Below are 26368 nucleotides of genomic sequence, written 5' to 3'. Positions count from 1 at the left end.
TCCGCTGGTCGAGTAACGCCCCATCCGCTGGTCGAGTGCGACGCGCGAACGAAGTGAGCCCGACGCGTATCGAGGCCACCCCACCCGCACCGCTATCGACCGATCTCCGCACTCCTGATTAGAGTCGGGACCATGACTGGGGGACCCACACCACACACCGCCCGCGAGTTCGACATCATCGTCTTCGGCACCACCGGCTACGTCGGCGAACTCATCGCCCGCTACCTCGCCGAGCACGCTCCGCGCGGCACCAAGGTCGGCCTCGCCGGGCGGTCGGAGACCAAACTCGCCGCCACCCGCAAACGCCTTCCGGCTCGCGCCCACGACTGGCCGCTCGTCGTCGCGGACTCGTCGTCGCCGGCCTCGCTGGACGCGATGGTCGCCCGCACCCGGGTCATCTGCACCACGGTCGGCCCGTACCTGAAGTACGGCGAGTCGCTGGTCGTCGCCGCCGCGAACGCCGGCACCGACTACGTCGACCTCACCGGTGAGGTGCCGTTCGTGCACTACTCCATCGAGAAGGCACACGACTCGGCCGTCGCGAACGGCGCGCGCATCGTGCACTCCTGTGGATTCGATTCGGTGCCCTCGGATCTCGGCGCCTACCTGCTGTACCGCAAGATCTCCGACGACGACGCCGGCACGATGACCGACACGACGTTGATCCTGAAGTCCTTCCGCGGTGGCGCGTCGGGCGGCACTGTCGACTCGATGCGGGTGATCGCCGAGGAGGCCAAGGACGCCGAGACCCGCCGGCTGCTGCTGAATCCGCAGGCGCTGTCGGGCACCCCGGGCAACACCCCCCGGCCGAGCATGTCGTCGCAGCCCAGCGACATCGCCATCATGAGCGCAAAGAAGGTCGATCCGTCGCTGCGCGGCACTCTGGCCCCATTCTTCATGGCGAGCTACAACAGCCGCATCGTCCGACGCTCCGACGCCCTACTCGACCACGCCTACGGCCCGGATTTCCGCTACGCCGAGACGATGGCGGTCGGCAGCATCCCCGGACTCTCCACCCTGGCCGCCGGCGCGGTGGGCGTCGGAATAGGCACGTTCCTCGGGGCGATGAGCTTCGGTCCGACCCGCAAGCTCCTCGATCGGCTGCTGCCCAAGCCAGGTGAAGGGCCCAGCGAGAAGTCGCGGGAAAAGGGTTCCTTCGTCACCCAGACCTACACGACCACCACGACCGGTCGCCGCTACCGTTCTGAGATGCGCGCCCAGGGCGATCCCGGCTACAAGGCCACCGCGATGATGATCGCCGAGAGCGCGCTGGCGCTGGCGCTCGAACGCGACCGATTGCCGAACCTCACCGGCGTCCTCACCCCGGCCGCTGCGATGGGCGATGTACTGGTTGAGCGTCTCCGCGACGCGGGCTGCACGCTGGAGGCCGTCGAGCTGACCTGACGCGGTCCGCGCGGGGCGGCTCGGTGCTCGATGTGCGGTGTGGCCTCGATACGCGTCGGGCTCACTGCGTTCGCTCGGCGCAACTCAACCGGCGAGGGGTGCGTCGGCGCGACTCCTTGGATCGAGCCGCGAACGAAGTGACTACACCTGATGGTCGAGTAGCGACGCGCGAACGCAGTGAGCCCGACGCGTATCGAGGCCACTCCCGGGCGCTACGCGACCAGCATCGTCGGCCCCTGCGTGATCGTCCCGTACTGGTCTTCGGGCAGCAGGTCGATCTCGTTGACCGACGTGTCGTCGCCGGTGCCGAGCGCGACGAACCCGCCGTACAGGGTGGGCTTACCCGCGTCCGGCCCGTCGGCGACGCGTTGACCCTGCACCGACGTGAACGCATAGGAACCCTCGGTCAGCTCGATGGTGTGCGTGGTGCCGGCCTCGATGACATACATCTCGGTCTGCGGAATCAGCATCGAATCCTGCGTACCGCGGAACACGATGATCGCGATGTCGGAGTCGCCGTCGTTGTGGATGGTCACCCCGTCGGCGCCGGTCGTGTAGTAGACGCCGTCGGTGCCCGCGTTGGCACCCACTGCGTCGAACGGCCAGAGCAGCCCGGTCGCGAGCCCCTCGGTGGGGTCCCAGAAATTGTCCTCCGGGTCGATGATCGGCGCGTCGGCATCACGGATCGCGCCGCCGTACGGGTTGAAGTTCTGGCTGAGCGTCGCGTCGTCCTGCACCACGACCATGCCGTAGATGACCGCGTGCCCCTCCGAATCACGTTCGCCCTGAACGACGTAACCGGAGATGTCCTCGCCGGTGTCGATGGTCATGGATTCTCCGGCGGGGACGACGTAGATGCCGTCGCCGTGCGGGATGTTGTTCTGATCGACCGCGATCACCGCGACGTCCTGGTCGGTGGTGTTGGTGAATGTAATGGTGTTCGCGTCGGCGTCGTAGGTGTAGGTGATCCCGTCGGCGTCGGCGATGCGGTAGTTGTCGCCGATCAGCACCTGGAAATCGGACGGATCGTAGTAGCGGTCGTCGGCGTCGATGCCGTACCAGAGCAGCGGCGCGACAGCTGACCGGACCGCCTGCACCAGCAGCGAGTCGTCGATGGCGTCGGCCAGCGGTGAGTCGCCGACGCTCAGTTCGGCGACCGGCCGCACCGGCAGCGTCAGCTGTTCGCCGGGACTCAGAAGCCCGAAGTAGTCGGTGCCGTCGCCGCGGCTGCGGCGGTTGAGCACGCCGGCGACCGTCAGGTTCTGGTTGAGGAAGATCAGCCCGGCGCCACCCGAGTTGTGGGTCAGCCGGTAGAAGACACTCGAGTCGGCGACAATCGGTGCCATCGCCGCGGTCGTGCCGGGCTCGGCGACGAACTCGTCGATCACCAGGACGGGGTCGGGGACCTCGGGGACCGGCGCCGACTGCGAAGGACCGATGGCGTTCAGACCCGAGTCCAACGTAGAGTCCGCCCGGTGCCGACCGGTCGGCGCCTCATCGGCGCGGTGTCGGCCCATCGGGGCCGCATCGGATTCGCGGCCCGGAGGCGTGAAGTTCAAGTGCGGCATCCGTGGTGTCGGCGCTGTTGCGTCCCCGGCTGTCTCGGCCACGTCCTCGGACACGGATTCCGGCGGCGCATCGGCAGCGTCCGGAGATTCCGAGTCGCCAGATTCCGCGTCGCCAGATTCTGGTTCGTACGTACCGGTTTGAGCGGGCGGCTCGTCGGCAGGCGGCTCGTGGGCCGACTCCTCCTCCGCAGGCGATTCGGTCGGTTCGTCGGCCGCCTCATCGTCCGCGGGAGCCTCGTCCGCAGATTCCTGACCCGCAGATTCCCCAGCCTCCGACGACTCCGCAGACTCCGGCGAACTCGTTTCCGTCTCCTCGGTCACCGAGTTCGGCGACGACGTATCCGACCCGATCAGCTCATCCGCCACGGCCACGCCCGCAGGAGCCGCCATCAACAGCGCAGCGGCGATCCCCGACGACATGACAATCCGGCGTGTGACTCCCACCCCTTTGACACACATGTCTCCCCCATCGACCCGTTTGACCGAATCGTTACCGAAGTGATTACGGCTGACCGGGATTCAGCTTGATGAACAACGCGTCCATCTCCGCGCAGAGCCGGTCCCCGTCGTGAAGCGTCCCCTTGATGAACACCTTGCGCCCCTCGATCTTCTCAGCCCAGGTGCGGGCCCGCAGCGGTGTGTTCAGCGGCGTGATCGAGCGGTACTGAACCGTCAGGTAGGCCGTGCGGCTCACCCCCTCGATGGCGATTGCAGAGGCGAAACCGCCCAGGTCGTCGAAGGCCACCGCGATGTGACCGCCGTGCGCCGCGGCGTTGCCGCCGAGGTGGAAGTCGCGGAAGGTCAGCGTCGTGGTCACTCCGTCCGGCCCGAAATCGATGACCTCATACGGCGGCAACGTGATGTTGCCTCGCGAGGGCAGATCGATGCGGGTGCCGGCCGGCGAATGCCATTCGTCGATGCGGACGGTGGCGAGCTTGTCGTTGATCTTCTTGAGGTCCTCGATCAGTTCGTCGGCCATCTCCGGCGTCGGGCAGGCGTACCGGGCGTGATCCATCAAGGTACGGACCTGCTCGCTGAACTCGGCATACCGTGGTCCGCCGCGCGACGTCGTGATCGCGGTGTGGGCCCGGAACCCACCTTCGTGCGGATCCTCGTCGTCGGGGTTTTCGGAGATGTCAGGGCCGTCGATCATTTACCAAAGGTAACGACCAATACGGCGGTTCGCTGAACCGCCCTACAGAAAATGAGACCCGGTCGGACTCTCTCAGCGAGGGGGCTTCGACGAGGATTCCTCCGGGCGACGGGGGGTCTCGTGGCGATCCCGCAACACCACGGCACGACCGACGACCAGGGCACCGACGACGGCGATCATCACCCAGACGGTGACGATCAACGCTACGCCGATGTAAACGGACACGAAAATACTTTGACAAAGTAAGTAACGGGAAGCAATGGGATTTGCGCTACATATGCAGCGCCGATGTGCTGTAAATCGAGTGTGGCCGCCAGCGGGAAACCCGGCCATGGATACCCTGACCCCATGCCTGCCGATTCTCAGCCGTTCGATCCGGACTCATGGACCACTGTCGCGGGGTTCGACTTCACCGACATCACCTATCACCGTCACAGCGGGCCGGGACGGGCGAACGGGATCGTGCGGATCGCCTTCGACCGGCCGGAGGTGCGCAACGCCTTCCGCCCGCACACCGTCGACGAGCTCTACCGCGCCCTCGACCACGCGCGACGCTCCCCCGACGTCGGAACCGTCCTGCTCACCGGCAACGGACCGAGCCCCAAGGATGGCGGCTGGGCCTTCTGCAGCGGCGGCGATCAGCGCATCCGCGGGCGGTCCGGTTATCAGTACGCCACCAGTCACGATTCCGATGTCGCGGCGGCCGGGGTGGAGGGCGTCGACGAGGCGCGCGTGAAGGCCGAGGGCGGGCGGCTGCACATCCTCGAGGTACAGCGCCTCATCCGCACCATGCCCAAGGTGGTCATTGCGGTGGTCAACGGCTGGGCCGCCGGTGGCGGGCACTCGTTGCACGCGGTGTGCGATCTGACCCTGGCGTCGCGCGAACACGCCCGCTTCAAGCAGACCGACGCCGACGTGGGATCCTTCGATGCCGGCTACGGCAGCGCCTACTTGGCCAAGCAGGTCGGCCAGAAGTTCGCCCGGGAGATCTTCTTCCTCGGCGAGGCCTACGACGCCGAGACCATGCATCAGATGGGCGCGGTCAACCGCGTCGTCGACCATGCAGATCTGGAGACCACCGCCATCGAGTGGGGTCGGAAGATCAACGGCAAGTCGCCGACAGCGCAGCGCATGCTGAAGTTCGCGTTCAACCTCACCGACGACGGACTCATGGGCCAGCAGGTGTTCGCCGGGGAGGCGACGCGGTTGGCGTACATGACCGACGAGGCGGTCGAGGGTCGCGACGCGTTTCTGGAGAAGCGCAGCCCGGAGTGGGAGGCTTTCCCTTACTACTACTAACAAACGACCACGTTGGCGCTGATCAGTACCTTTCAGTTCCGTGTCCGGAGCAGGTCGGGCCTGAACCTGTCGTCACTGGTTGGACAATCGACTCCAGTCGGCCCCCGTCGTGGGAGATACTTTGCACGTGTCTGAACGACTGAAGGTGGCCGTGGTGGGGGCGGGCTATTGGGGCCCGAACGTCGCCCGTAACTTCCGCTCTTCCTCTAACTGGAAACTGGCCTACATCTGCGACCTCGACATTGAGCGCGCCCGTGGTCTTGCCGACCGCCTCGGTGATATCCCGTTAACGGGCAGTCTCGAGGAAGTCCTGGCGGACCCCACTGTGGACGCGGTTGCCGTGGCCACACCCGCCCGCACCCACAAGGCCATCGTGATGGCGGCACTCGAAGCCAGTAAGCACGTGCTGGTCGAGAAGCCTCTCGCAGACACCCGCGAGGGTGGCGCCGAGATGGTAGCCGAAGCACGGGAACGCGGCCTCGTCCTCATGGCCGACCACACCTACTGCTACACGCCGGCCGTGCTCAAGATCCATGAACTCATAGAGGACGGATTCATCGGAGAGGTGCTGTTCATCGACAGCGTCCGGATCAACCTGGGCCTTATTCAGCCCGACGTCGACGTGTTCTGGGATCTCGCTCCGCACGATCTCTCGATCATCGACTTCGTCCTGCCTGGCGGCCTCAATGTGGCATCGGTAGCCGCGCATGGAGCCGACCCCTTGCAAACAGGGAAGGCGTGCATCGGCTACCTCACGCTGCCGCTCGCCAACGGGGCGATCGCACACGTTCACGTCAACTGGTTGAGCCCTACCAAGATCCGCCGGATGGTCGTCGGCGGGACCAAGCGAACCCTGGTGTGGGACGACCTCAACCCACAGCAGCGCGTCAGCATCTACGACCGAGGCGTCGACCTCGAACTACAGTCCAAGGAGACCGCCGACGCCCGCGCGTCCAACATTTCTTACCGACTGGGCGACACCTGGGCCCCGGCACTCGAGGAGCGCGAGGCCCTGGCCAACGTGGTCGCCGAGTTCGCGGCTGCCATCCGAGACGGTCGCGCAGCCCGCACCGACGGAGCGGCCGGTCTCCGGGTACTGTCCGTGCTGGATGCAGTCGCCGGGAGTCTCCGCGCGGCCGGAGCACCGTGCCCGGTCAATTCCGACGACGTCACGGGGGTTGGCCGATCATGACCCGACTCGAAGGAAGCTCCGTCCTGGTCACCGGCGGCGCCGGCACCATCGCCTCGACCCTCGTCGACCAACTCGTCGATGCCGGGGCCGCGCACATCGACGTCCTCGACAACCTCGTCCGCGGCCGCCGGGCCAACCTCGACGATGCGCTTGGGTCGGGCAAGGTCACGCTCATCGAAGGCGACATCCGCGATCGGGACCTCGTCGATGAACTGACCGCAGGCAAGGATGTCGTGTTCCACCAAGCGGCCATTCGGATCACCCAATGCGCCGAGGAACCGCGCCTGGCGCTCGAGGTGCTCGTCGACGGAACGTTCAATGTTGTCGAAGCGGCTGCAAAACATCGAGTCAACAAGTTGATCGCGGCCTCCAGCGCATCGGTCTATGGCATGGCCGACGAGTTCCCGACCGACGAACGCCACCATCACGAGAACAACGACACCCTCTACGGCGCCTCCAAGTCCTTCAACGAGGGCCTGGTCCGCAGCTTCCGCGCTATGCAGGGGCTCGACTACGTCCTGCTCCGGTATTTCAACGTGTACGGGCCCCGGATGGATGTGCACGGCCTGTACACCGAGGTGCTGGTGCGGTGGATGGAACGCATCGCCGACGGCAAGCCCCCGCTGATCTTCGGCGATGGCAGCCAGACCATGGACTTCGTCTGTGTTCCGGACATCGCCCGCGCCAACGTGCTCGCCGCGCAGAGCGGCATCGTCGAGGGCACCTACAACATCGCCAGCGGCACGGAGACCAGCCTGCTGGAACTGGCCAAAGCACTGCTGAAGGTCATGAACGCCAAGGACCTCGGCGTCGAGCACGGGCCCGAACGCACAACGAACAACGTAGTCCGTCGACTCGCCGACACCAGCGCCGCGAAACGTGACCTCGGATTCGAGGCGACGATCGGCCTCGAAGAGGGTCTGAGGCAACTGGTCGAATGGTGGATGCCACTGCGCGACGAGATCGCCGCAGGCAAGGCGGCCACGACGTGACCGCCCACATCAACTTCGTGACGACCGAACCCGTCATCCAACAGCGGAAGCGTCGCGCGAGATCCACCCCCGCAATCCGCGACCATCAACCGCCCAACGAGCACGACACCCAGGCCAGGGGTGGACGGTCCGCGCCATCCGGTGCTATGAAACGACCGCCCGGCACCGGCCACTATGAGCCGGTCTATCGCTCTAGACCGTATGCAACCGAGACAATAAGCACACTAGGCTGAACTCAACTTATCCCTATAAGCCAACACAGCTAGTCTGCCGTAGCTAGCACGGACCATGCGACGCTGCACAACGAGAAGTTTAGACAAGGCGACCGGGAGGAAAACATGAACCACGATCATTCGACCGGATCCGAATCCCAGCACCCGAATACCAATAGGCGGCGCGAGGCAACCGAGCTTGGTCAGACTAATCGTGCAGGTGGAGCAACAGTCCACTATCTTGGCCACGCTGGGTTCATAGTTCATAATTCCCGTTGCCGAATTCTAATTGATCCATGGTTCTTCCCCGCATTTCTCAAGTCCTGGTTTCCATACCCAGACAATAGGTTCCTTCTCCCCGAAGTGTTGGGTCAGAAGTTCGACTACATTTACCTTTCGCACACTCACGAAGATCACTTCGACGCAGTGTTCTTAGAACAGCTACCACGCGACATAAGAGTCATCGCGGCAAAATATCGCTCCCGCTCACTCAGTCGACGAATGCGTCGACTCGGATTCCGAGATATTATTGAGTTGGATCACAAGCAAGCGGTTCCGTTGGACGCTGGCATAACGGCTACCATGTATATGGACACCAGCCACAAAGAGGACAGTGGCATCCTCCTTGATATTGACGGGTTCCGATTCCTTGATCTGAACGATTGCAACACCCAAATGTCAGAACTTCCATCGGATATCGACCTACTTGCCGCACAGTATTCGGGAGCGATGTGGTACCCGAATTGCTACGACTACCCGCCACGAGAGATGGCGAAGAGGGTTGCCACCGTGAGACGGGACTTGATGGATACCTTGATACAGAAGGTCAACCTCACCCAAGCGAAGGCCTATCTACCATCCGCTGGACCGGCATGCTTCCTCGATCCCGAACTCGATTGCCATAACGATCGCGACAGTACGATCTTCCCTATTTGGGAACAAGTAGCGGGCGACTTTGCTGTGTCCTGCGGTCGAACTGACGTGATTCGCTTAGCTCCCGGAGATCGGATCGAACTCGGCAGCTCACTCAAGGTGGTCCCGACAGCTAATCGAAAACTCGAAGAGGACATCCCGGCATACAGAGAACGTCGGAAATCTGAATGGGATTCCTACTATACAAAACCAGATCCACCCGTGTCCGCTACCGAAATTGAATCGTACTTCATAAAACTTCAGAGGAAGAACAGGAACTTCCTTGCAGACTACAGAAAGAACATCCGGGTAATATCGGACTCCGATTTCTGGGATGTCCAACTCGGAAGATTGGCCGAGGACTTCGAGATAGAAAGTGAGGAACCCTACGATCCCGAGTATACGGTCCTCGTCCCAACTCGGGTGCTCCACTCGATCTTGGACGGAGAGACCGGATGGGAAGAAGCCCTATTGTCAATGCGCCTCGGCCTTCATCGTGATCCAGACGTCTTTGACCTGACCCTGATGGGCCTCCTTCGGTATGGCAACCACCCCGTCCAGACAATGCAAATGCTACGCGAACGCCAGAACACGGAGAATATCGTTCGCGACGGCCTCAAGATTCAGCGATACTGCCCTCACGCAGGTGAAGATTTGTCATTCGCAAAGATCGAGAATGGACGAATCGAATGCCCGCGCCACCACTGGATCTGGGACGCGGAAACTGGGGAATGCTTAGAGAAGGCTTCGATTCCACTTCGCGTCAAGGTTCTTAATGATTCCGACGATGCAGCACATGCGATTGATCATATCCCCGCGGAACCTGATGAAGCGATTAACGAGAAGCTGGGCGAGTAGAGTGAGTAATGTCGACGGCGTACCGTATTTGATGGCACGAGACGCAGTCAGTGCCGACTCGACTATCGTCGACCGACGCCTATTGCGCCGGCGTTGGCGAGTTCTGCATGTTCGGCCACCACGACGTAAGAACCCTACGGTGATGCTCGACCGTCTCGTCACCGGCCTTACCGCGAACGACCTGCGCGACTGCGGTCTCAGCCGCACCGCGGATGTTCCACTCTTCAACACCACCCAGCGCCGCCCGGCCGAGTGGTCAATACCGCGGCGCGAGAAAGTCGCTGCCGGATTCGTCGCTGCGGGCATGGCATGACCCGGATCAACGTCATGAAGCCATGGCTAGGCGCGGAAGAAGTCGCAGCGGTCGCGGCGGTTATCGAATCCGGCTGGGTCGCCCAAGGACCGAAGGTGGCCGAGTTCGAGACTGCATTCGCCGCCCGAATGCAGGCGGAGCACGCCGTCGCGACCACGAGTTGCACCACTGCGCTGCACCTCGCGCTGATCGTCGCGGGCATCGGGCCCGGCGATGACGTCGTGGTCCCGTCGTTCTCCTTCATCGCGACCACCAATGTCGTCCGCTACGTCGGTGCCACGCCGGTCTTCGCGGACGTCGACGCGGCGACCGGCGACCTCACCGCCACGACCGTCAAGACCGCGCTCACCCCGGCCACGAAGGCCGTCATCGCCGTCGACCAGGGCGGTGCCCCGGTGGACCTTGGGGCCATCCGGGCGGTCACCGACCCGCTCGGCATCATCGTCGTCGAGGACGCGGCGTGTGGTGCCGGCTCGGCCTACCGCGGCCGGCCGGTCGGCGCCGGCGCCGACATCGCTGCGTGGTCCTTTCATCCTCGCAAACTGTTGACCACCGGTGAGGGCGGGATGATCACCACCTCGCGGCAGGACTGGGCAGACCACGCCCGCCACCTGCGCGAACATGCCATGAGCGTGTCCGCGGCCGACCGTCACCGATCGGTCCTGCCGCCGCCCGAGACCTACGACGAGGTCGGCTACAACTTCCGGATGACCGACCTGCAGGCGGCCGTCGGGCTTGTCCAGCTGGGCAAGCTGCCCGATCTGGTGGCCCGACGCCGCGACATCGCCAGCCGCTATCAGGCCGCAATCGCCGAGATCCCCGGCCTGCGGGCCGTCGCGGACCCCGAACACGGCACCTGCAACTTCCAGTCGTTCTGGGTCGAGGTCGGCGACGACTACCCCACCGACCGCGAGGGGCTCCTCGAGGCTCTGGCGAAGGCCGACATCTCCGCGCGACGCGGGATCATGGCCGCGCACCGGCAGCCGCCCTATCGTGACCTCGAACCGACCACGGGACTTCCGGTTACCGACCGACTCACCGACAACACGCTGATCCTTCCGGTGTTCCACGCGCTGAGCGAGTCAGATCAGCAGCGGGTGATCGCCGTACTGATCGGCGGCTGTCCGTGACCCCCAGACCGCTCATCCTAGTAGCCGCGAGTGGCCTTGCACGAGAAGCCCTTTCGGCAATTGATGCAGGCGGTGACCGAGTGGTCGAGGCAATCCTCGACGACGACGCCGCACTGCACGGAACGTCCGTTGGCGGCATCCCGGTCTTGGGTCCGGTCCCCCGTGCCAAAGGTTACCGTGACGCCGAGTTTGTTGTGTGCGCTGGGAAGGGGTCATCGCGGTCAAGCATTGTCTCAGCCTTGGCCGCCCAGGGAGTGTCACGAGATCGCTTTGCGTCCATCATCGATCCGACCGTGCGGATACCCGCGTCCTGCACGGTCGGCGTCGGTGCAATCCTGTTGGCGAACACGGTATTGACTGCTGACGTCACACTGGGCGATCACGTCGTGACCATGCCGGGCGCGGTGATCACCCACAACTGCGTACTCGAGGACTTTGCGACTTTGTGTGCCGGCGTAACGCTGGGCGGTGCCGTTTGTGTGGGCCAACGCGCATACCTGGGCACAAATTCCTCAGTCCGGCAAGGTGTTCGGGTGGGTTCCGATAGTGTGCTGGGTATGGGGGCGGCGCTGCTTACAGATCTGCCTGACGCTGAGTGCTGGGCCGGGGTGCCAGCGGAACGGCTTCGCTGACTTCGTAGGTCAACGCGACAAAGGGAACCTGAACAGCGCGCTCAGTTCATCACGATCCTGCATTCCATCGCGCTGCGACCGGGCGCGAGTTGAAGTCATCTGTTGCTTGGCGCCCCAGTGCTCGCCGAAGTCGCTTCGCCCCGTAGTACTGCACATATCGGCCGAAGGCCAGTCCCTCGGCGGTCAGTCGTCGACGTGCACCCGCCTCGACCGCGAGACGGTAAATGTCTTCTTGCCGTCGTGCAGCCTGGACGAGCGAGAACCTCTCGCGCACCAGGCGCAGGCCGAACTCGCCTGCCTCCTTCCGTCGACCGTGATCGACTAACACCGACAATTCGGATTGCAGTGCCGCCGCCCCCACCTCGGGCCCGGGCCCGATCCCGTACCACCCCGTCCATAGGAACTGATCGACGGTGTCCGCTCGCAAGGTCCGCCAGAACCCTTGTTCCCCTTGCACGATAAGTGGTTTCCCGTACGCGAGGGCGCGGAGCGCAGACCCACCCATGCCGAGCATGATATCGGCTGCGGCATAGGCTGCTCGGGGATCAGTCAATTCCCCGGTGAGAACGACAGTTCCGACACCGTGTCGTTCGTTAGCCCTGCGTGCAGCACGCTCCACGTCGGCGCGCGCAGGGCCGTCACCGACCAGTACCAGACGGATCGGCACGCTCTCGGATAGCTCGGCGATCACATCGATCGCCGTCAACGTACCCTCGAGCTTGAGTTCTCGAGCAAATCGCGCAACCGAGACAACCAGAATACGCTCGTCGTCCAACCCAAACCCTGAGCGGAACCCGGCCATATCTAGATGGCCGCTTATGTCGTTGTGAGACAGATCCACCGGCGGCTCGACGACGGACACGCGGCGGCGTCCGGCCGCACGCTCCGCATCAGCGATCTGCTCTGTTCCGACCACCAAGTCCACGTTGTGGGGAATGAAGGGCGGCACCGACATCGACATCACCGTGGACACCACCGCAGCGCGCGACCCCTGAAAGCGCGCGAGAACCGCGTCCAGTGTCGGTGGCCACTCGTAACCGTGGATGAGGTCGACCTGTCGGGTGCGAACGAGATCTGCCAACGCCTTCGCCGTTGCCGGCGATGGTCGCCGACCAAGTGGCGGCGCCTCGATGAACTCGAGGCCGAGCTCCTGGATGCGGCTCATGAGCTGACCCCGCCGACCGAAGATGGCCACCTCGTGCCCGAGGTTTCGCACACCAGCGGCAATTTCGATCGCATTCAATTGACTACCACCGATATTGAGGTCATGTGGATATACGAGAACCCTCACGCCGAACTCTCCATCCTTGTCGCCCCACGAAGGGTACGAATGCTGCTGCGGACCATCCAGACCGACATTCCCATGACCGCGAGTGAAAAGAACCCGGCAGTCAGGTCAGCAACCAGATCACTGTCGACCATCCTGGTGATGAGAATGCTGCCGGCTCCCGCCACGACTCCCGCGACCACGGGTAACAGCGAGGACCGCACAAGTGCCCACGCATCGACGCCGGCGCTCGACAATGCCCAACCGTAACCTACGATCAGGATGAGGGTCGCAACCACGAACTGTGCAGCCGCGACGCCACCGATCCCCGACAACTGAGCACCCACCAGCAACGCCGGCACCAACGCGGTCAACCACGCGATCTGGATAGCCATCAACACTGTTGACCGGCGCTTAACTGCGAGGAAGTCATACGACAACTCGAACAGGATTCGGACCACGGCGGCCAGCGCCAACCACTGAAGCGCCGCCGCCGCTGGCACCCATTCGGCGCCGAAGACGAGCGTAACGATGGGGTCAGCGGCGGCCGCAATGAATGCACAGACCGGCGCGGCAACGGCAAACACCACCGTGTACGCGGCCCGGTAGTTGACGCCCATCTGATCGCGATCCGTCTGGATGCGGGCGAAAGCCGCGGGCGCAACAGCACGAATGGGCTGCGACAGTAACGTCACCGGCCAACTGGAGAGATTGAAGGCCAGCAAGTAGAAACCGAGCGCCTTCGCACCGATGACCGAGCCGACCACGATCTGGTCGGCGTAGCCGACGGTGAACACGACGATACTGGCTCCCGCCAGCGGCAGCCCGAACCGCAGAAGCGGCCCCACGAGATCGCGATGCCACCCGAAACGCAGTGGCGCAGGAGAATATAGGATCAACATGATGGAGAACACTACGCTCGCCACCACGCGCCCAATCGCGAGACTCATAGCGCCCCAGCCGAGAATCACCAGGGCAATCGAAATGCCCGCACCGAGCCAGATGTTAACCTGGTCCGCGACGGTTCGCCTACCCTGCTGATACTCCCTTTGCAGCATCGCTGCCGGCGTGGCCACCAGACCGTTCAGTGGAACGCAGACAAGCATCAGCCTCACTACATCTGTCGCCCCAGGATCGCCCATCGCCTGGGCGAACTCCGGCGCAGCCACCAACCCAGCGGCGAAAAAGACTAAACTCGCGACCACCGAGATGGTGGTCACGGTCGGGCCTATGCTGCGCGGATCGCCCTCCCAACGAACGATAGCCAGGCTGACACCAAGTTCGTTGAAACTGAGCACTGCCGCAAGTGCCACCATGGCAACCGCAAACGTCGCGAACTCGTCAGGACCGAGCAGTCGAGCGATGATGACCGAGATCAGGACCGTGCCGAATTTCCCGATCGCGGTATTGGCAAAACTCCACACCAATGCCCGTTGCGCGTTTGGCGATCGCGTCGTCTTGCTACGAACCATCAGGTGCCGCGCACCGCCAACGCATCCACCGCACGCGCCAGAGCGTCGGCCACCCGGACCTGTCGAGCCTCATCCAGATGCGGAAACATCGGGAGGGACAAGATTCGGGTGGCTGCGGTCTCGGCAGTCGGGAACTCACCTTGGCGGTAGCCAAGGTGTTCGTAGGCTGGTGTGAGGTGCAGTGGGTAAGGGTAGTGGATGGCCGCACCGATCCCAGATTCGTTTAGCTCTTTCAAAACCCCGTCGCGATGGTCCACCTGGACGACATACAGGTGCCACACGTCGCTGTTCCCGGGCCGGGTGACCGGCAGTTGGACGCCAGACAGGTCCCCGAGCAACGCAGAGTACCGTACCGCGGCCTCGCGGCGCGCCTCGTTCCAGCCTTCGAGACGGCGTAGCTTTGCGCGCAGCATTGATGCCTGGATGGCGTCGAGGCGCGAGTTTGTACCCGCCCGATTGTGAACGTACTTCACTGTGCTGCCGTGCGAGGCGTAACTGCGAACGAACTCAGCGGCCGCTGGATCATCAGTCAAGACCGCACCACCGTCCCCGGCGGCCCCCAAATTCTTGCCCGGATAGAAGCTCGTGGCGGCGATCCGAGCCAATGTGCCAGCACCACCCGCTGTCGACGACGCACCCTGAGATTGTGCGGCATCCTCGATGATGACCAGTCCGTGCTTCTCGGCGATCGGTGCGAGATCCTCGACGGCTGCGGTCTGCCCATACAAATGCACTGGAACAATCGCTCGACTACGAGGAGTGATCGCTGCTTCCACCGACGGCACGTCAATCAACAGGTGTTCGTCGACGTCCACGAACACGGGGACGGCACCGATTCGCGTGGCGGGCTCAGCGGTAGCGATGAACGTGTTGACGGGCATGATCACCTCGTCGCCCGGTCCCAGTCCGGCCGCGCGATAGGCGAGTTCAAGCGCATCGGTGCCGTTCGCCACCCCGACTACGTGATCGACGCCAATGTACTCAGCATAGTCGCGCTCGAAGGCGCTAACCTCCAGACCGCCGATGAACCCTGCCGACATGAACTGCGCCTGCCAAACAGGCAGTACCTCGTCGGCGATTTCTGCGCTCTGCGCGGCAAGGTCTAGGAACGGAACATCCACGCGGACTCCCCAACACTCAGATCGTCGCGTCGCGTCCACGCCCGCCTTCGGACAGGTCGCGCGGCGCCCCCCACGAGAAGAAATATGCAGCTACAGGGAGTGCGCAGGACACGAACGCTGTACTTTAACATGGTCGAGTTCAGTTTCCATCGCCCATCAACAGACTCCTGCCGTAAACGGCAGGCACGCACCAACGATTCCCAGCAACGGCACATCCAGTTCGGCTCGATCGACCAATGGAGAGGGCGATGCCCGACCACTTCGTCCATGATCATGCGCTGTGCGAGAGCTCAGACATCGGCCCACGCACCCGGATCTGGGCCTTCGCGCACGTACTCGACGGCGCATCGATCGGAGCCGACTGCAACATCTGCGATCACGCATACGTCGAGTTCGGTGTGACGCTTGGCGATCGGGTGACGGTCAAGAACCGGGTACTCCTTTTCGAGGGCGTAACGGTGGAGGACGACGTTTTCCTGGGTCCCGGGGTCATCTTCACCAACGACATTCGTCCGCGCGCTGAGGTCAAGAAGTCCGGTGACGCCCTGGCCACGACGCTGGTTCGCCGGGGTGCAACGCTCGGAGCGGGAGCGACCGTTGTCTGCGGTCACGTCGTCGGCACCTATGCATTTGTTGGTGCCGGAGCAGTGGTGATCACGGATCTCGCACCGCACGGCCTTTACGTGGGGAATCCTGCGGTACGCCGTGGGTGGGTTTGTCTGTGCGGCGAGAAGCTGGATTCAGATCTGTGCTGCGCATGCGGAAAGACGTACGCTGCGGCGGGCGGTGACCTTGAGAAGGCAGGGTTGCAGCGGATCACGACCGGTTGACGCCACATCTTTGGCTGACCAGGCCACGATAGTCCCGGGTGGTTGGAGGTGGTTGGACTCCGCATCGCGCACGGCACAGGCGGTTGCCATGCGCTCCTATTCGCACTGGGGTGGTTGCGGTCGAACGCGAGCGGTAATTTGTGAAATACACTCGGCACCCGTCGAGTGCTCAGTCGGCGTTGTCCCGCGCGTGAGCTGCCGCAACTCGGACGACACCGAAAGGAGGCACGATTGGCCGTCTCCATCGGGTTAGGTGGTCGAGGCTCTCTCCTGGAAGCCTCGTCCTGTTCTGGAAATGCACTCCGTGGGGGTACTTTGGCGTTCCATAAGCGAGAACCCCAATCGGAGGCAGACACACGTCCTCAATTCGCATCAACCACACCACAAAGTGCCAGATATGACTCGTAGGTCTGTGATCGTATTTATCGCGGGCAGTCCGTGGGATGGCGTCCCCGGAACCGACGTGAATCTCGCGAGAGCCCTGTCCCAACACATCGATGTCCTCTGGGTAGAACCTCCCAGACCGTTGACCGAGTTTGTCAGATCGCGGCGACCTCCACCCAAACGAGTTCGCTTGCTCGGGGACCGACTGTGGCAACTCAATACGGTTAGCCCACCGGGGGTCTCTCGACCGGTGATCAGATCAGTTGCCGCAGCACAGGCAAGTTTTCAAGTTCGACGTACCGTCGCGAGGTTAGACTTCGACGTCGTGGCAGCGATCCTGGCCTCGCCGGAGGCTGTGTTTCCGCGAGGACTCGCGGGGGAGCGCATCTATTACGTGACCGACGATTGGATCGCAGGCTCCAAGCTGATGGGAATCGGGGAAGCGAGGATAGCTGCCCTACAGACAAAGAATCTCAGCGCCGCCACCTCGGTGTTCGCCGTCTCGCCGGTATTAGTCGAAACCCTGTCGGCAAAGGCGCCCAATAGAACGGTCAGACTGCTGCCAAACGGCTGCAACACGGGGCTTTACAAGTATACTTCCGGTTTCTTACCAGCCGACGCCCCTCGCGAGCCCTACGCGGTGTTTGCCGGGAAAATCAATGAGCGAATCGACATCGACGTTTTGTCCAGAATCGTTGAAATCGGAGTTCCATTGGTGCTTGTGGGCCCCCGCAGGGACCGCGATCCTCGGATACGAGACCAGATTAACAACCTAGTATCTGATCCTTCAGTCACCTGGGTTGGCCAGAAGAGCGCCGAAGATACCGCTCTGTATATTGCCAATGCCGCAGTTGGCCTGACTCCATATCGAATCGATGAATTTAACGTGGCGAGCTTTCCACTAAAGACCCTTGACTATCTTGCCGCAGGGATTCCAGCGATTTCGACAGCACTCCCTGCCGCACGATTGATGGCGACTGATCTGATCACCATTGCCGAGAACTCCAGCGATTTCGTCTCTCGTACAGTCGAATTCTGCCAGCTGGGACACAACAGTTCACAGCTAGCGCCTGAAAGGAGAAGGTTCGCACAGACACACGATTGGGATGCACGCGCGGTCCAGCTTCTAGGAGTCATTCGAGGAATCCACTCAAAGCCGTGATGTCTCATCCCGCTGCCAAGTGACGAAGTCTCGTCGTCTGATAACCGATCTTGCCCGTATCCGTGCAGCAACAGTGACAGCGGCAAACACTGGCACAGACAACGCCGCAGACGGCGACTGGCGAGCAATGCGAACGAGATCTCGCACCGAGGTCTTTGACTCGGTCGCGTTTGTGACCCCAAGCATCTCCGCCTGCACTATTCCAGTTATGACCCGAACGCGCCGGCGCAATAGAGCCGCCGTTGTCCTCGGCGGATGAATCACGACTGTCGAATCAGCGACGATCACGCGCTCTCGCTCGCTGAAAAGGTCGGAGATCGCCAGATCATCCGACATCACCTCAGGTATCGCGACGAAGCGATCGATCGCCTCATTTGCCAAAGCAATCACACCTCGCCCGAATAGCCCCGATTCCACCCGTGGAAGCCTTTCCCACACCTTGTAGTAGCTACGGACGATCCAGTTGGCTTCCCCGAGAGGAATTACTCGTAGTGGCGCGGACGCCAGCACGGACCCAGCCTCCAACGGACCAATCAGATGAGCGATATCGTCTACGCCGATCTCGACGTCCGCATCGATGAAGACCAAAGGTAAGACCGTCGCGGAAGCGCTCCCTACTTGCATGGCGTTGAACTTGGATGGCCGATCTAGTTCGATGACGTTGACACCCGGTTGCGCACGTGCGATGTCTGCAGTTCTGTCAGTACAGCCATTGCATACAACAATTACCTCATATGGATTGGCACCGACGTTTGGATTTAACGCAGCAAGTAACCGGCTGATCGCGCGTTCTTCATTATGGGCAGGTATCACGATCCTTGCTCTTGGCACGTGCGGATCCTTTCCCTCGACCATGGCCTTGAATCCTCTACCGTTTAAGTTAGTCCCGCATCTGTGATATTGGCATTCCTCGGGCGGCGATCAAGTTGACAATGAATGCTGTGGCGGCCACACTGATTGACTCCTCCTGCTGGAGCATTCGTTCGATCCACCCGCCATCTAATAACCCGCAATCTACTATGCCTCCAAGGGCTTCGGGTTCTCGACGCCAATACTCAACCACTTTTGCAGCGAGGACCGCGCCACCGTCTGGGGGCCTGTTAGCACGGCTGAAGCGTTGGATTACCTTACCGCTTACCTTTGCCGACGTCACTCTCGCGAGTTCAATGCGGTGACGAAGTGTTGGTTCTGCGTACGTTTCTGGGCTCGGGCGAGACTCAAGCGGAATCCGAGCAAGCTCATCATCGAGTTCGACCAGAATACCGCTCAGAAAACGGGCACGCGCTTTATATTGGGGTGGTACCGAATTGACGATGTCAAGAAATTCTGAATCCAGCATCGGATTTACGATTGTTCGTTCCATCGCACTAGCTGACGCAAGAGTGCCAGCCCATCGGTGCACCCGTTGGTGCAGGTAGAAGGAATCCATCGCATCAAACCATCCACGCTCTGTCTTGAGGAAGGCTTCGTAGACCGCCTCGAGCGCAAAGTTGAATCGTGAAAAGCGGAAATCCTCGGTGAACATTTCCGCGGGCGCCGACTCGTTCGTGAACATCCGCCATTTCGCGAGTCGATCGACACGTCGACGTGTCACAGGTACGTCCCTGGGCCGGCTAAGGTAATAGAAACCTCGGGCAACCTCGCCGCCTAGACCTGCGATGCGTGGCCGACCGCCCGAATGGAGTTCCGCAAAATCCACGGCTGCGGCCGCGATCGGGTCAACGGAAGATTCGAGTCTCCGCGCTGCGGTCAAGCAGAGCCGGAATGCCGCAGCGGGATCCAGAGCGTGAAGTCCATCCATCGATCGGACCTCATGGCGCATGTCGTACTTGGCAGCCAACTTCGCCGCGATTGCAGCATCGGCGCTTCCGGTCGTGGCGAGCGTCATGGTGTCGGTCTGTGCGCGCATTTCTCGTGGCATTGCCGCAAGCAACAGTCTTGAGTCGAGCCCACCAGTCAACTGCAGAACGCTCTCGGGGTGCTCTGTGACGTAAGCAACGACGATGTCGCGCAACAGCGCAGCCGCCCTGCGCGTTGCGTCATCGAGGTCTACGAACTCGTGATGCACGCGTGTACCCGTAGGTCGATGGTATTTGAGTGCGCCATCGGCAACGGTGACGAACTCACCCGGCCCGCATTTCTCGACTCCTTGGAACCACGTCTGCGCAGATACCTGCCAGCCGAGCAGACTGTTGGTCGCAATCGACGCCAGATCGAATTCAGTCTCCTCGATCAGCGCAAGTGATCGAGCTGATGTCGAGATACCGCACCAACCATCTCCAGCACGACGGTATAGGTGGCGGAAGCCCAACTCATCACATACTGCTGATGCACCGCCACGAGTGGCCACGAAGGCAGCGAATGGCGGTAGTATCTTCGCATCCACACTCGAATGCGAGTCTGTCGCCGCTGCGCGTACCGCATCGTCTGAAAGGTCCCCACTCGCCGTACGAGGGCCGACCACGAGGTTCAGCCAGCCGTCACGACTCGTCGAGGGGATGCAGTTCCAGCAGATCAGCTGACATCCCGTTGAAAACTTCTCATTCAAATCTACTGATCCGCTGAACAAGTCGAGCGCAGATCGCCATTCGCTGGCTCCGAGGACGCCGCCTGGTTTTTCGAAACTCGCCAGAATTGCGCCACGCTCCATATACTCACCAAGCAATTCCTGAGTATCAGATCGCCAATTCACGGGGTCACCGTTTCGCCATTGTCGTCCCAGTAGTTTCCAACAAACAAATTTCCTGGATCGTCGATCGAAAATGAAGCTATTGGACCAAAGACACCGCAGTTTGGAAAAAAGTGTCGAGTCAACCGATTGTTAACAAATCTAATGTTGGAAGTTCGGCCACGCGACCCGGTTCCACCGTAGAAACAATAGCTCCCACCCGAGACGAAATTGTCTTCAACCAGATTGTCCGACTGAGCCGAAAAATCTTGATAGAACGCGATCGCGGCCGTCTGTGAAAACTGATTGAAGACAGTATTTCTCCGTATCGTCATTCCGCCCCCACCGTTTGATGCAATACCCACATTGTGAGACAGACCGGCCACTTGCGACATGTCGTGGAAATAGGAATCCTCAACGCTTCCTCCGCCCGATGAAACACCGGCACTGCATCCATGAATGTTCACTCGTCGAATGACTGGCTTCGCATCGCCGATATTGAGGATACAAGCGATATCCTGGGCTGTCCCCGGCGGAGTCAATATTTCCGAATCAGCAACTGTAAGGTTCTTTACACCCGGCCGAATAACAATCACCCAGTCCGCTGATCCCGCTCCACGGCCACCCGTCACGCGAGAGTTCTTGATCGTCACATTCGAGGCCGTGACGACGACCTCTCCTGTGACATTCATCCCGTCGATGACCTGCCCCTCTCTAGAAGCCGTTATCGAGCCCGAGGAGATCAACCTGATGTTGGCGGGAACGCCTGTGTTGGTTTGATCGGGATAGCCGCATGCACTTGGAATGGCAACGCAGTTTCTCATGTCGCGATTCACGACGGCGGGCGTGACGTCGCTTGTGGGCCGCACCGTTTCCCGCCTGGACGAATCCGCGCGTTTCGTCCCACCGGCATCACACGCCATACTCAGGACCGACACGAGTAGCAAGCAGACACCCAACGCGATGACGTTGGTTCGCACCGCACGATGGGAATCACGGAGGGCCATCAGCCAACCATGCACCACGTGCCGTCGTCCAGCAATCGAACCACGAAACATCGCGTGAGAATCATGAATCGCCTCGGGTTTGGTGCAAACCTGGTAGCCAGGTGTGCACCAAACCCGGAGCGATTCACCACCCGACCCAGGACGGTCTGCCGGCGGTGGCGGCGGTGACCCGGTCGTGCTTCGGTGGCTCGATCAGAAGCCTGCCCGACTCGTTGCAGCGGGTCATTGCCCGCAACCGGATTGCGGCCAAGTGACTTTTCGGGCCGTCGCCACCTTGTCGATGGTGAATCACCCATCGTCATGAACCGCAACGCCACACAGGTCTGGGGAGACCCATCGTCAACGCGCACTCGCGAGGACGTGTTCGAAGATCTCCGACAACTCATCCACTTTGCTGTCCCACATCAAGTACGTTTGGGCACGTTTCCTGGCTATCATTCCCATCTTATGGCGCAACGCGGAGTCGTTGACAAGAGTTCGGACAGCATTCGCGACATCCTGTGACAGGGCCTCAGGCGACTCGACGGCCAACCGAATTGCACAGTCGTCCGTGGTTGCGAGGCCGGGACCCCCGCGGTTACAGACGACGACAGGCAACCCGAAGCTCATGGCCTCGGGCACGACGTTCCCTCCTGGTTCCTGGTAGCTAGGGAAGACAAACACGTCCGCAGCCCGATATCGTTCAGATACCGCAGAGCGTGGTTGTGCGCCATGAAACACGACACGTTCACCGAGCCCGAGCTCGCGTGCTTCGGATTCACATGCGTCCCTGTCAGGTCCATCACCAACGATGTCGAACATCACCTCCAGATCCCGAATCAGGCTTAATGCCCGTATGGCGTCGCGAGCCCCCTTCGTCCGCACGAGCCGTCCAACGTAGAGGAGCCTCACAGGACCTGTGCGGTCTGATCTATCTACCGGCGGAGGTATTTCGGAGAGACCCGTCTCGCTCATCACCCTGAAGGCCTGTATCTCAATATCTTCGAGTTGGGTTCGAACATACTCTCCGATTCCCAGCACACAGGCGGCGTCCTCATAAGTGCGACGCAATAGCCAGTCGTGATGCAGCCGCCATCCATCGAGGGCGCGCAGTCGGACAAACCAAGGAGACGTATCTTCGTCAGCGCCGAATGCTGGCGGTGACGACAAGCCTCCGCCAACAGGCCCGAAAACAAAAGGGATGCCGAGTCCGGTCATGGGCGACGGATATCGCATCGCGACAGGAACCGGCTGAAATGCCAGGTCGAAGTGCTCCCCGCCCGCGATTGCGCGGCGCACCCAACGCCGCGCCTTGCCGCAGAATGGAACGTAGCCTGGTTTCATCATGCTGTTCAGCCGCTCATATCGCCCAACCAGTGGGGGATCACGCCACTCAACAACCCGCAAACCTGGAAGTTGCGGCGTCGCCAGGGGGCGATCTCTCTTGTGGTAGGTGAGCAGCGTGGTGTCATACCGCTCCCCCAAACGACTCGCCCAGTTGTACGCAACCCAGGACTCGCCCACGTCCGTTCCATCACAGGTCGGAGCAATCAGCAGGAGCCGCGTCACAACGCCAAACGGTAACAGTTTGGAGGTTTGGAAGGCGACGTTCTGGCCATGGTCGGTCGCGGCGTTCGGCGTTAGCCTCGAGACAGAACGATTACGCAGACGCGATCTGCAGTTGCGGGGCTAGAGTTCAGTCATGGTTTCGGTGAGCGTCGCCGTCGTGTCGTATAACAGTGCAGCGGTCATCACAGGACTCTTGGACTCTCTCATCGCCGGCCTGTCGGGCTATTCGTTCGAGATCGTCGTCGTCGACAACGGATCTCAAGATTCCACACCCGAAATCGTGGAGGCCCGAGCGGACTGCCTGCTCGTCCGCTCGAACAACATCGGTTATGCGGCTGGGATCAATCTCGCAGAGCAACATTGCCGACTCGATGGGCCACTACTCATCCTTAACCCCGACGCGACAGTGGCGGAAGGCTTCCTCGCGCCGTTGTTAGATACGCTCGCTGCGCCGGCCGTTGGCATTGCCGCTCCTCGAATACTCAACGCTGACGGTTCTCTCGCCAAGTCACTACGACGTGAGCCATCGCTCGGACGCGCGACAGGATTGGGATTCACGGGCCTCAAGGCGTTTAGTGAGTACGTGAACGACCCAGCGGAGTACGAGTATTCACACTCCGTAGATTGGGCACTCGGTGCCGCCATGCTCATTGACCGTCGGTGCTTCCGCGAGCTCGGAGGGTGGGATCCAACCTACTTTCTGTACTCCGAGGAGACAGACTTCTGTCTACAGGCTCGCGACGCCGGTTGGCTGACTGTGTACAACCCGCATTCGACGGTAACTCACGTGGGAGGTCAATCGGGGCAGTCCCCCCGGACTCATGCGATGCAGATTGTCAACCGCGTGCGCCTTTACCGCCGGAGGCACAGCGCAGCTGGCGCGTACGCATACTTATTCTTGACGGTTCTAAGCGAACTGTCGTGGCTTGCGCGGGGACACCGAGAGAGCGCGGCATCTACCGTATCTCTTCTGATGCCCTCAAGGCGTCCCCCGGAAATCCAGTGTTCGGACACCCTGCTTCCTAGGTGAGGTGACCGGCATCTACCCGGTTGCCGCCTCCGGGTCCATTTGCTTGAACGGATCCGGTCTCGCTTTCGCGCTGCAAACGCCAGATTGCTCCAGAAAGACCAACGATGAGAAAGAGTAGTCCCGCCGACATCGGGAACGCCAGCAGGTCGTACAGGGCCATGCAGCACCCACCCGCGCCGACCGACGCGGCAAGCGCGTAACCGAAGTGACGCACACGCTCATCATCGCTGCGCCGCGCGGCGCGGCGGGCAACAAGCAATGCAGTCATGATAAGAGCAATCATCGCCAGCGTGCCGAATATCCCCGTCTCGACCATTAGATTCACGTACTGGTTATCAAAGATCCAATACGCTGGCAAGAATGTTCCAAACCCTCGACCAACAAAAGGCGAAGTCTGGATAAAGTCCCACGCAATTGCATAACTGTCTGTCCGCGACCTGGCGCTTGGGTCACCCGAAATACTCGTGAATAGCCCGCTGATCGTTCCAAGTATTCCCGGTACGGAAAGAAATAGTCCGACCACGAATACCAGTCCAACCGGAATTGCCCAGCGCCGAGTTCGTGAAGTCCAACTCGGCAACAGTATCAGCATAGCCACGGCACTGCCAACGATTGCAGTACGCGAGATGGAAAGCGGAATCGCAGCGCCAATCGCCAAGGCCGGCAACCAACGGAGCAACCAGTACTTATCTTTTAGCACGATTCCACAAGTCACTGCGATCGGAAGAATAACCGACATAACCACGCCAAATTCTATTGGATGGACCGCGGTCGACGCCGGCCTGGTAAAACCTTCCCGAACGGAGACGGCTGCGTACACCTGGTTCTCGCTAAGCCCCGGTATTTGAAGGAGGTTAACCACGGGTTGTTTTGTCACAAACTGGATAATTCCAATAACCGCGACAATTCCACCCAATAACGAAACCCGCCAAAGCAACTTCCAAAGCTTCTCAAACGTCGGAATTCCGTCGTTTGCCAAGAGAATGATCCCAGACCAGGCGAAGAGGGATAGCAGTCCGAGATCTGCAACACTAATTTCAAATGGTTTGATCGGCCGGATCATTGCGGCCACATAACTGACCATGGCCGCGACCACAAATATTCCCCAGGCAACACGAACGGGTTGGCGCCGAGTTTGAGCTGTCTCACTCCTATGCAGCAGGTTCCATAGCCACCAAAGCGCGCCAAGCAACGCGACCAATCGAGACGGGTGTCCTGCGCCTCCGAGGGCGGCAATACTCTGTTTCGACGGTATGAGCAAAGCTAACACGGCGTAGATGCTCAGAAAGGCCGTCGCGTCGAGCCTCGCCTTCGTTTGAGAGCGCCGCCGAACGACATCGGTCACTGCTTCGAAACCCCACTGTCATTGCTCGACATGAGTCCGCCGTGGTCCTCGCCAGGAGAAGCCTCCGATTCGTAGCCATCGTCATCAGATTCTGAAAGTACGTCCGTCGATTCGTAGCCATCGTCATCAGATTCTGAAAGTACGTCCGTCGATTCGTAGCCATCGTCATCAGATTCTGAAAGTACGTCCGTCGATTCGTAGCCATCGTCATCAGATTCTGAAAGTACGTCCGTCGATTCGTAGCCATCGTCATCAGATTTCGACGGTACGTCCGTCGATTCGAATCCGCCATCATCTGATTCACTGCCAGCCAGAGTCTTTCGGCGAGATCGACGCGCCGCAAGCACTGCATCCACGACGGCCACAACACCTGCAGTGCCAACCAATCCAATGCCAGCAGCAAAAATCACCGCGCGCAACTGCTGCTTACCCACGCGCACCGCCGTTGCATCCGAAGTCAGGATGGACGACGTAATGTAGTAGCGAGGCTCGATTCGTTCGTTCTCCTGAAGGCTTACCAGTACAGATTGCACTCGGTTCTCGGCCGCTGAAAGGGTTGCGAGTGCGCCCGCGGGCGTATCGGATGTCGCAGTAATATTCAGAATCGGACCTGTGGTTGCCACGTCTCGTGCGGTGACATAGGAACCATCCGGCGCTTCATTTGCGACTTCCCCCGCAACCTTCTGCGAGTTCATTGTCCTCGACAGGACGTCTACCGCCTGTTCAAGTCCCGCAAGTTGCAGATACGGATTGCTAACCGGTTGCTGGCCTCCCGCGTCCGGCTGCGCCTCAACCAACGGAGGGAACAGAACGACAGCCGCGCTTGCTTGGTAAGTGGGACTCACCGTGTTTGCCGCGACAAGACACAA

24 protein-coding genes and 1 pseudogene are annotated in these 26368 nt (G+C 61.2%); 13 read left to right on the top strand and 12 right to left on the bottom strand.

The features are described 5' to 3' along the window. Window positions 1-132 precede the first annotated feature (132 nt). The gene (locus GORHZ_RS05125; protein ID WP_006331018.1) at window positions 133-1404 is read left to right on the top strand and encodes a saccharopine dehydrogenase family protein; all 1272 of its coding nucleotides are present in this window, start codon (window positions 133-135) and stop codon (window positions 1402-1404) included. 212 nt (window positions 1405-1616) lie between these two features. Here GORHZ_RS05125 and GORHZ_RS05120 read toward each other — a convergent pair whose 3' ends face one another. From GORHZ_RS05120 to GORHZ_RS30745, 3 genes are all read right to left on the bottom strand, one after another. Then, entirely contained in the window at window positions 1617-3392 is a 1776-nt protein-coding gene (locus GORHZ_RS05120; protein WP_157205075.1) for a hypothetical protein, read from the bottom strand. A gap of 82 nt (window positions 3393-3474) precedes the next feature. Further along, window positions 3475-4125, bottom strand: coding sequence for a PaaI family thioesterase (locus tag GORHZ_RS05115; protein WP_006331015.1), 651 nt, complete (start codon window positions 4123-4125; stop codon window positions 3475-3477). A gap of 72 nt (window positions 4126-4197) precedes the next feature. After that, on the bottom strand, window positions 4198-4350 hold the full coding sequence (locus tag GORHZ_RS30745; RefSeq protein ID WP_157205074.1) for a hypothetical protein: 153 nt from the start codon (window positions 4348-4350) through the stop codon (window positions 4198-4200). Between the two features lie 123 nt (window positions 4351-4473). Between GORHZ_RS30745 and GORHZ_RS05110 the strand changes: the two genes are divergently transcribed. The 8 genes and pseudogenes from GORHZ_RS05110 to GORHZ_RS05085 all read left to right on the top strand — a co-directional run bounded on the left by GORHZ_RS05110 (window position 4474) and on the right by GORHZ_RS05085 (window position 11665). Beyond that, on the top strand, window positions 4474-5424 hold the full coding sequence (locus GORHZ_RS05110) for a 1,4-dihydroxy-2-naphthoyl-CoA synthase (RefSeq protein ID WP_006331014.1): 951 nt from the start codon (window positions 4474-4476) through the stop codon (window positions 5422-5424). Window positions 5425-5551: 127 nt separating this feature from the next. After that, entirely contained in the window at window positions 5552-6616 is a 1065-nt protein-coding gene (locus GORHZ_RS05105; protein WP_006331013.1) for a Gfo/Idh/MocA family protein, read from the top strand. Further along, on the top strand, window positions 6613-7608 hold the full coding sequence (locus GORHZ_RS05100) for an NAD-dependent epimerase/dehydratase family protein (RefSeq protein WP_006331012.1): 996 nt from the start codon (window positions 6613-6615) through the stop codon (window positions 7606-7608). The genes GORHZ_RS05105 and GORHZ_RS05100 overlap by 4 nt, the downstream gene beginning before the upstream one ends. A 338-nt stretch (window positions 7609-7946) precedes the next feature. Continuing rightward, a pseudogene (locus GORHZ_RS32175) lies at window positions 7947-8267 on the top strand (MBL fold metallo-hydrolase); the annotation flags it as partial. Window positions 8268-8408: 141 nt separating this feature from the next. Beyond that, window positions 8409-9590: a Rieske (2Fe-2S) protein gene (locus GORHZ_RS05095; protein ID WP_245551352.1), complete on the top strand. Its 1182-nt coding sequence runs from the start codon at window positions 8409-8411 to the stop codon at window positions 9588-9590. Window positions 9591-9732: 142 nt separating this feature from the next. Next, window positions 9733-9903 carry a hypothetical protein gene (locus GORHZ_RS30740; protein ID WP_006331006.1) on the top strand — a complete coding sequence of 57 codons (171 nt, stop codon included), beginning with the start codon at window positions 9733-9735 and terminating at the stop codon, window positions 9901-9903. A gap of 14 nt (window positions 9904-9917) precedes the next feature. Then, on the top strand, window positions 9918-11033 hold the full coding sequence (locus GORHZ_RS05090) for a DegT/DnrJ/EryC1/StrS family aminotransferase (protein ID WP_245551351.1): 1116 nt from the start codon (window positions 9918-9920) through the stop codon (window positions 11031-11033). Continuing rightward, window positions 11030-11665, top strand: coding sequence for a NeuD/PglB/VioB family sugar acetyltransferase (locus tag GORHZ_RS05085; protein WP_006331004.1), 636 nt, complete (start codon window positions 11030-11032; stop codon window positions 11663-11665). The genes GORHZ_RS05090 and GORHZ_RS05085 overlap by 4 nt, the downstream gene beginning before the upstream one ends. 49 nt (window positions 11666-11714) lie before the next feature. Here the strand turns inward: GORHZ_RS05085 and GORHZ_RS05080 are convergent, their stop codons facing one another. Genes GORHZ_RS05080 through GORHZ_RS05070 form a run of 3 tightly spaced genes read right to left on the bottom strand, consistent with a single transcriptional unit; the run spans window position 11715 to window position 15525 of the window. Beyond that, complete coding sequence (locus GORHZ_RS05080) at window positions 11715-12956, bottom strand: glycosyltransferase family 4 protein (RefSeq protein ID WP_006331003.1); 1242 nt, start codon at window positions 12954-12956, stop codon at window positions 11715-11717. Beyond that, window positions 12953-14404 (bottom strand): oligosaccharide flippase family protein, encoded by a 1452-nt coding sequence (locus GORHZ_RS05075; protein ID WP_006331001.1) that lies wholly within the window; start codon window positions 14402-14404, stop codon window positions 12953-12955. The genes GORHZ_RS05080 and GORHZ_RS05075 overlap by 4 nt, the downstream gene beginning before the upstream one ends. Continuing rightward, window positions 14404-15525 (bottom strand): DegT/DnrJ/EryC1/StrS family aminotransferase, encoded by a 1122-nt coding sequence (locus GORHZ_RS05070; RefSeq protein ID WP_006331000.1) that lies wholly within the window; start codon window positions 15523-15525, stop codon window positions 14404-14406. Before GORHZ_RS05070 ends, GORHZ_RS05075 begins: the two co-directional genes overlap by 1 nt. Before the next feature lie 248 nt (window positions 15526-15773). On the opposite strand from GORHZ_RS05070, the gene GORHZ_RS05065 reads away from it, so the two are divergent. Together GORHZ_RS05065 and GORHZ_RS29880 are read left to right on the top strand one after the other, a co-directional pair. Further along, window positions 15774-16355: an acyltransferase gene (locus GORHZ_RS05065; RefSeq protein ID WP_006330999.1), complete on the top strand. Its 582-nt coding sequence runs from the start codon at window positions 15774-15776 to the stop codon at window positions 16353-16355. A gap of 709 nt (window positions 16356-17064) precedes the next feature. After that, complete coding sequence (locus GORHZ_RS29880; RefSeq protein ID WP_157205073.1) at window positions 17065-17901, top strand: glycosyltransferase; 837 nt, start codon at window positions 17065-17067, stop codon at window positions 17899-17901. Here GORHZ_RS29880 and GORHZ_RS05055 read toward each other — a convergent pair. From GORHZ_RS05055 to GORHZ_RS30730, 3 genes are read right to left on the bottom strand one after another with little or no spacing between them, the layout of a single operon-like run. After that, window positions 17890-18756, bottom strand: coding sequence for a glycosyltransferase family 2 protein (locus GORHZ_RS05055; protein WP_006330997.1), 867 nt, complete (start codon window positions 18754-18756; stop codon window positions 17890-17892). The genes GORHZ_RS29880 and GORHZ_RS05055 overlap by 12 nt on opposite strands. Before the next feature lie 25 nt (window positions 18757-18781). Then, window positions 18782-20551 carry an asparagine synthase-related protein gene (locus GORHZ_RS30735; protein ID WP_169330659.1) on the bottom strand — a complete coding sequence of 590 codons (1770 nt, stop codon included), beginning with the start codon at window positions 20549-20551 and terminating at the stop codon, window positions 18782-18784. A 38-nt stretch (window positions 20552-20589) separates the two neighbouring features. Then, complete coding sequence (locus GORHZ_RS30730) at window positions 20590-21549, bottom strand: hypothetical protein (RefSeq protein ID WP_157205072.1); 960 nt, start codon at window positions 21547-21549, stop codon at window positions 20590-20592. 128 nt (window positions 21550-21677) lie between these two features. Here GORHZ_RS30730 and GORHZ_RS30725 point away from each other — a divergent pair, with 128 nt between their 5' ends. Continuing rightward, a complete protein-coding gene (locus GORHZ_RS30725) occupies window positions 21678-21830 on the top strand; it encodes a hypothetical protein (RefSeq protein WP_157205071.1) in 153 nt (50 codons plus the stop codon). Between the two features lie 85 nt (window positions 21831-21915). Here the strand turns inward: GORHZ_RS30725 and GORHZ_RS05040 are convergent, their stop codons facing one another. Next, window positions 21916-23124, bottom strand: coding sequence for a glycosyltransferase (locus GORHZ_RS05040; protein WP_006330988.1), 1209 nt, complete (start codon window positions 23122-23124; stop codon window positions 21916-21918). A gap of 133 nt (window positions 23125-23257) precedes the next feature. On the opposite strand from GORHZ_RS05040, the gene GORHZ_RS05035 reads away from it, so the two are divergent. Then, window positions 23258-24154, top strand: coding sequence for a glycosyltransferase family 2 protein (locus tag GORHZ_RS05035; protein WP_006330986.1), 897 nt, complete (start codon window positions 23258-23260; stop codon window positions 24152-24154). Here GORHZ_RS05035 and GORHZ_RS29875 read toward each other — a convergent pair. Together GORHZ_RS29875 and GORHZ_RS30720 are read right to left on the bottom strand one after the other, a co-directional pair. Further along, window positions 24147-25238, bottom strand: coding sequence for an O-antigen ligase family protein (locus GORHZ_RS29875; protein WP_157205070.1), 1092 nt, complete (start codon window positions 25236-25238; stop codon window positions 24147-24149). The two genes, GORHZ_RS05035 and GORHZ_RS29875, sit on opposite strands and share 8 nt — an antisense overlap. Window positions 25239-25495: 257 nt before the next feature. Beyond that, a partial coding sequence (locus tag GORHZ_RS30720) for a hypothetical protein (protein WP_006330984.1) occupies window positions 25496-26368 on the bottom strand: 873 nt, incomplete at its 5' end.

The organism is Gordonia rhizosphera NBRC 16068, from assembly GCF_000298195.1.
Classification (GTDB): Bacteria; Actinomycetota; Actinomycetes; order Mycobacteriales; family Mycobacteriaceae; genus Gordonia; species Gordonia rhizosphera.
This window is presented reverse-complemented; position numbering and strand designations above follow the sequence as displayed.

Coding starts and splice junctions, on each gene's coding strand:
- GORHZ_RS05055 (WP_006330997.1), bottom strand. CDS start 18,756: ATGGTCGAGGGAAAGGATCCGCACGTGCCAAGAGCAAGGATCGTGATA.
- GORHZ_RS05115 (WP_006331015.1), bottom strand. CDS start 4,125: ATGATCGACGGCCCTGACATCTCCGAAAACCCCGACGACGAGGATCCG.
- GORHZ_RS30735 (WP_169330659.1), bottom strand. CDS start 20,551: ATGGAGCGTGGCGCAATTCTGGCGAGTTTCGAAAAACCAGGCGGCGTC.
- GORHZ_RS05125 (WP_006331018.1), top strand. CDS start 133: ATGACTGGGGGACCCACACCACACACCGCCCGCGAGTTCGACATCATC.
- GORHZ_RS29875 (WP_157205070.1), bottom strand. CDS start 25,238: ATGGTCAGTTATGTGGCCGCAATGATCCGGCCGATCAAACCATTTGAA.
- GORHZ_RS05095 (WP_245551352.1), top strand. CDS start 8,409: ATGGACACCAGCCACAAAGAGGACAGTGGCATCCTCCTTGATATTGAC.
- GORHZ_RS05075 (WP_006331001.1), bottom strand. CDS start 14,404: ATGGTTCGTAGCAAGACGACGCGATCGCCAAACGCGCAACGGGCATTG.
- GORHZ_RS05035 (WP_006330986.1), top strand. CDS start 23,258: ATGGTTTCGGTGAGCGTCGCCGTCGTGTCGTATAACAGTGCAGCGGTC.
- GORHZ_RS05110 (WP_006331014.1), top strand. CDS start 4,474: ATGCCTGCCGATTCTCAGCCGTTCGATCCGGACTCATGGACCACTGTC.
- GORHZ_RS05065 (WP_006330999.1), top strand. CDS start 15,774: ATGCCCGACCACTTCGTCCATGATCATGCGCTGTGCGAGAGCTCAGAC.
- GORHZ_RS30740 (WP_006331006.1), top strand. CDS start 9,733: ATGCTCGACCGTCTCGTCACCGGCCTTACCGCGAACGACCTGCGCGAC.
- GORHZ_RS05090 (WP_245551351.1), top strand. CDS start 9,918: ATGAAGCCATGGCTAGGCGCGGAAGAAGTCGCAGCGGTCGCGGCGGTT.
- GORHZ_RS05100 (WP_006331012.1), top strand. CDS start 6,613: ATGACCCGACTCGAAGGAAGCTCCGTCCTGGTCACCGGCGGCGCCGGC.
- GORHZ_RS05120 (WP_157205075.1), bottom strand. CDS start 3,392: ATGTCGTCGGGGATCGCCGCTGCGCTGTTGATGGCGGCTCCTGCGGGC.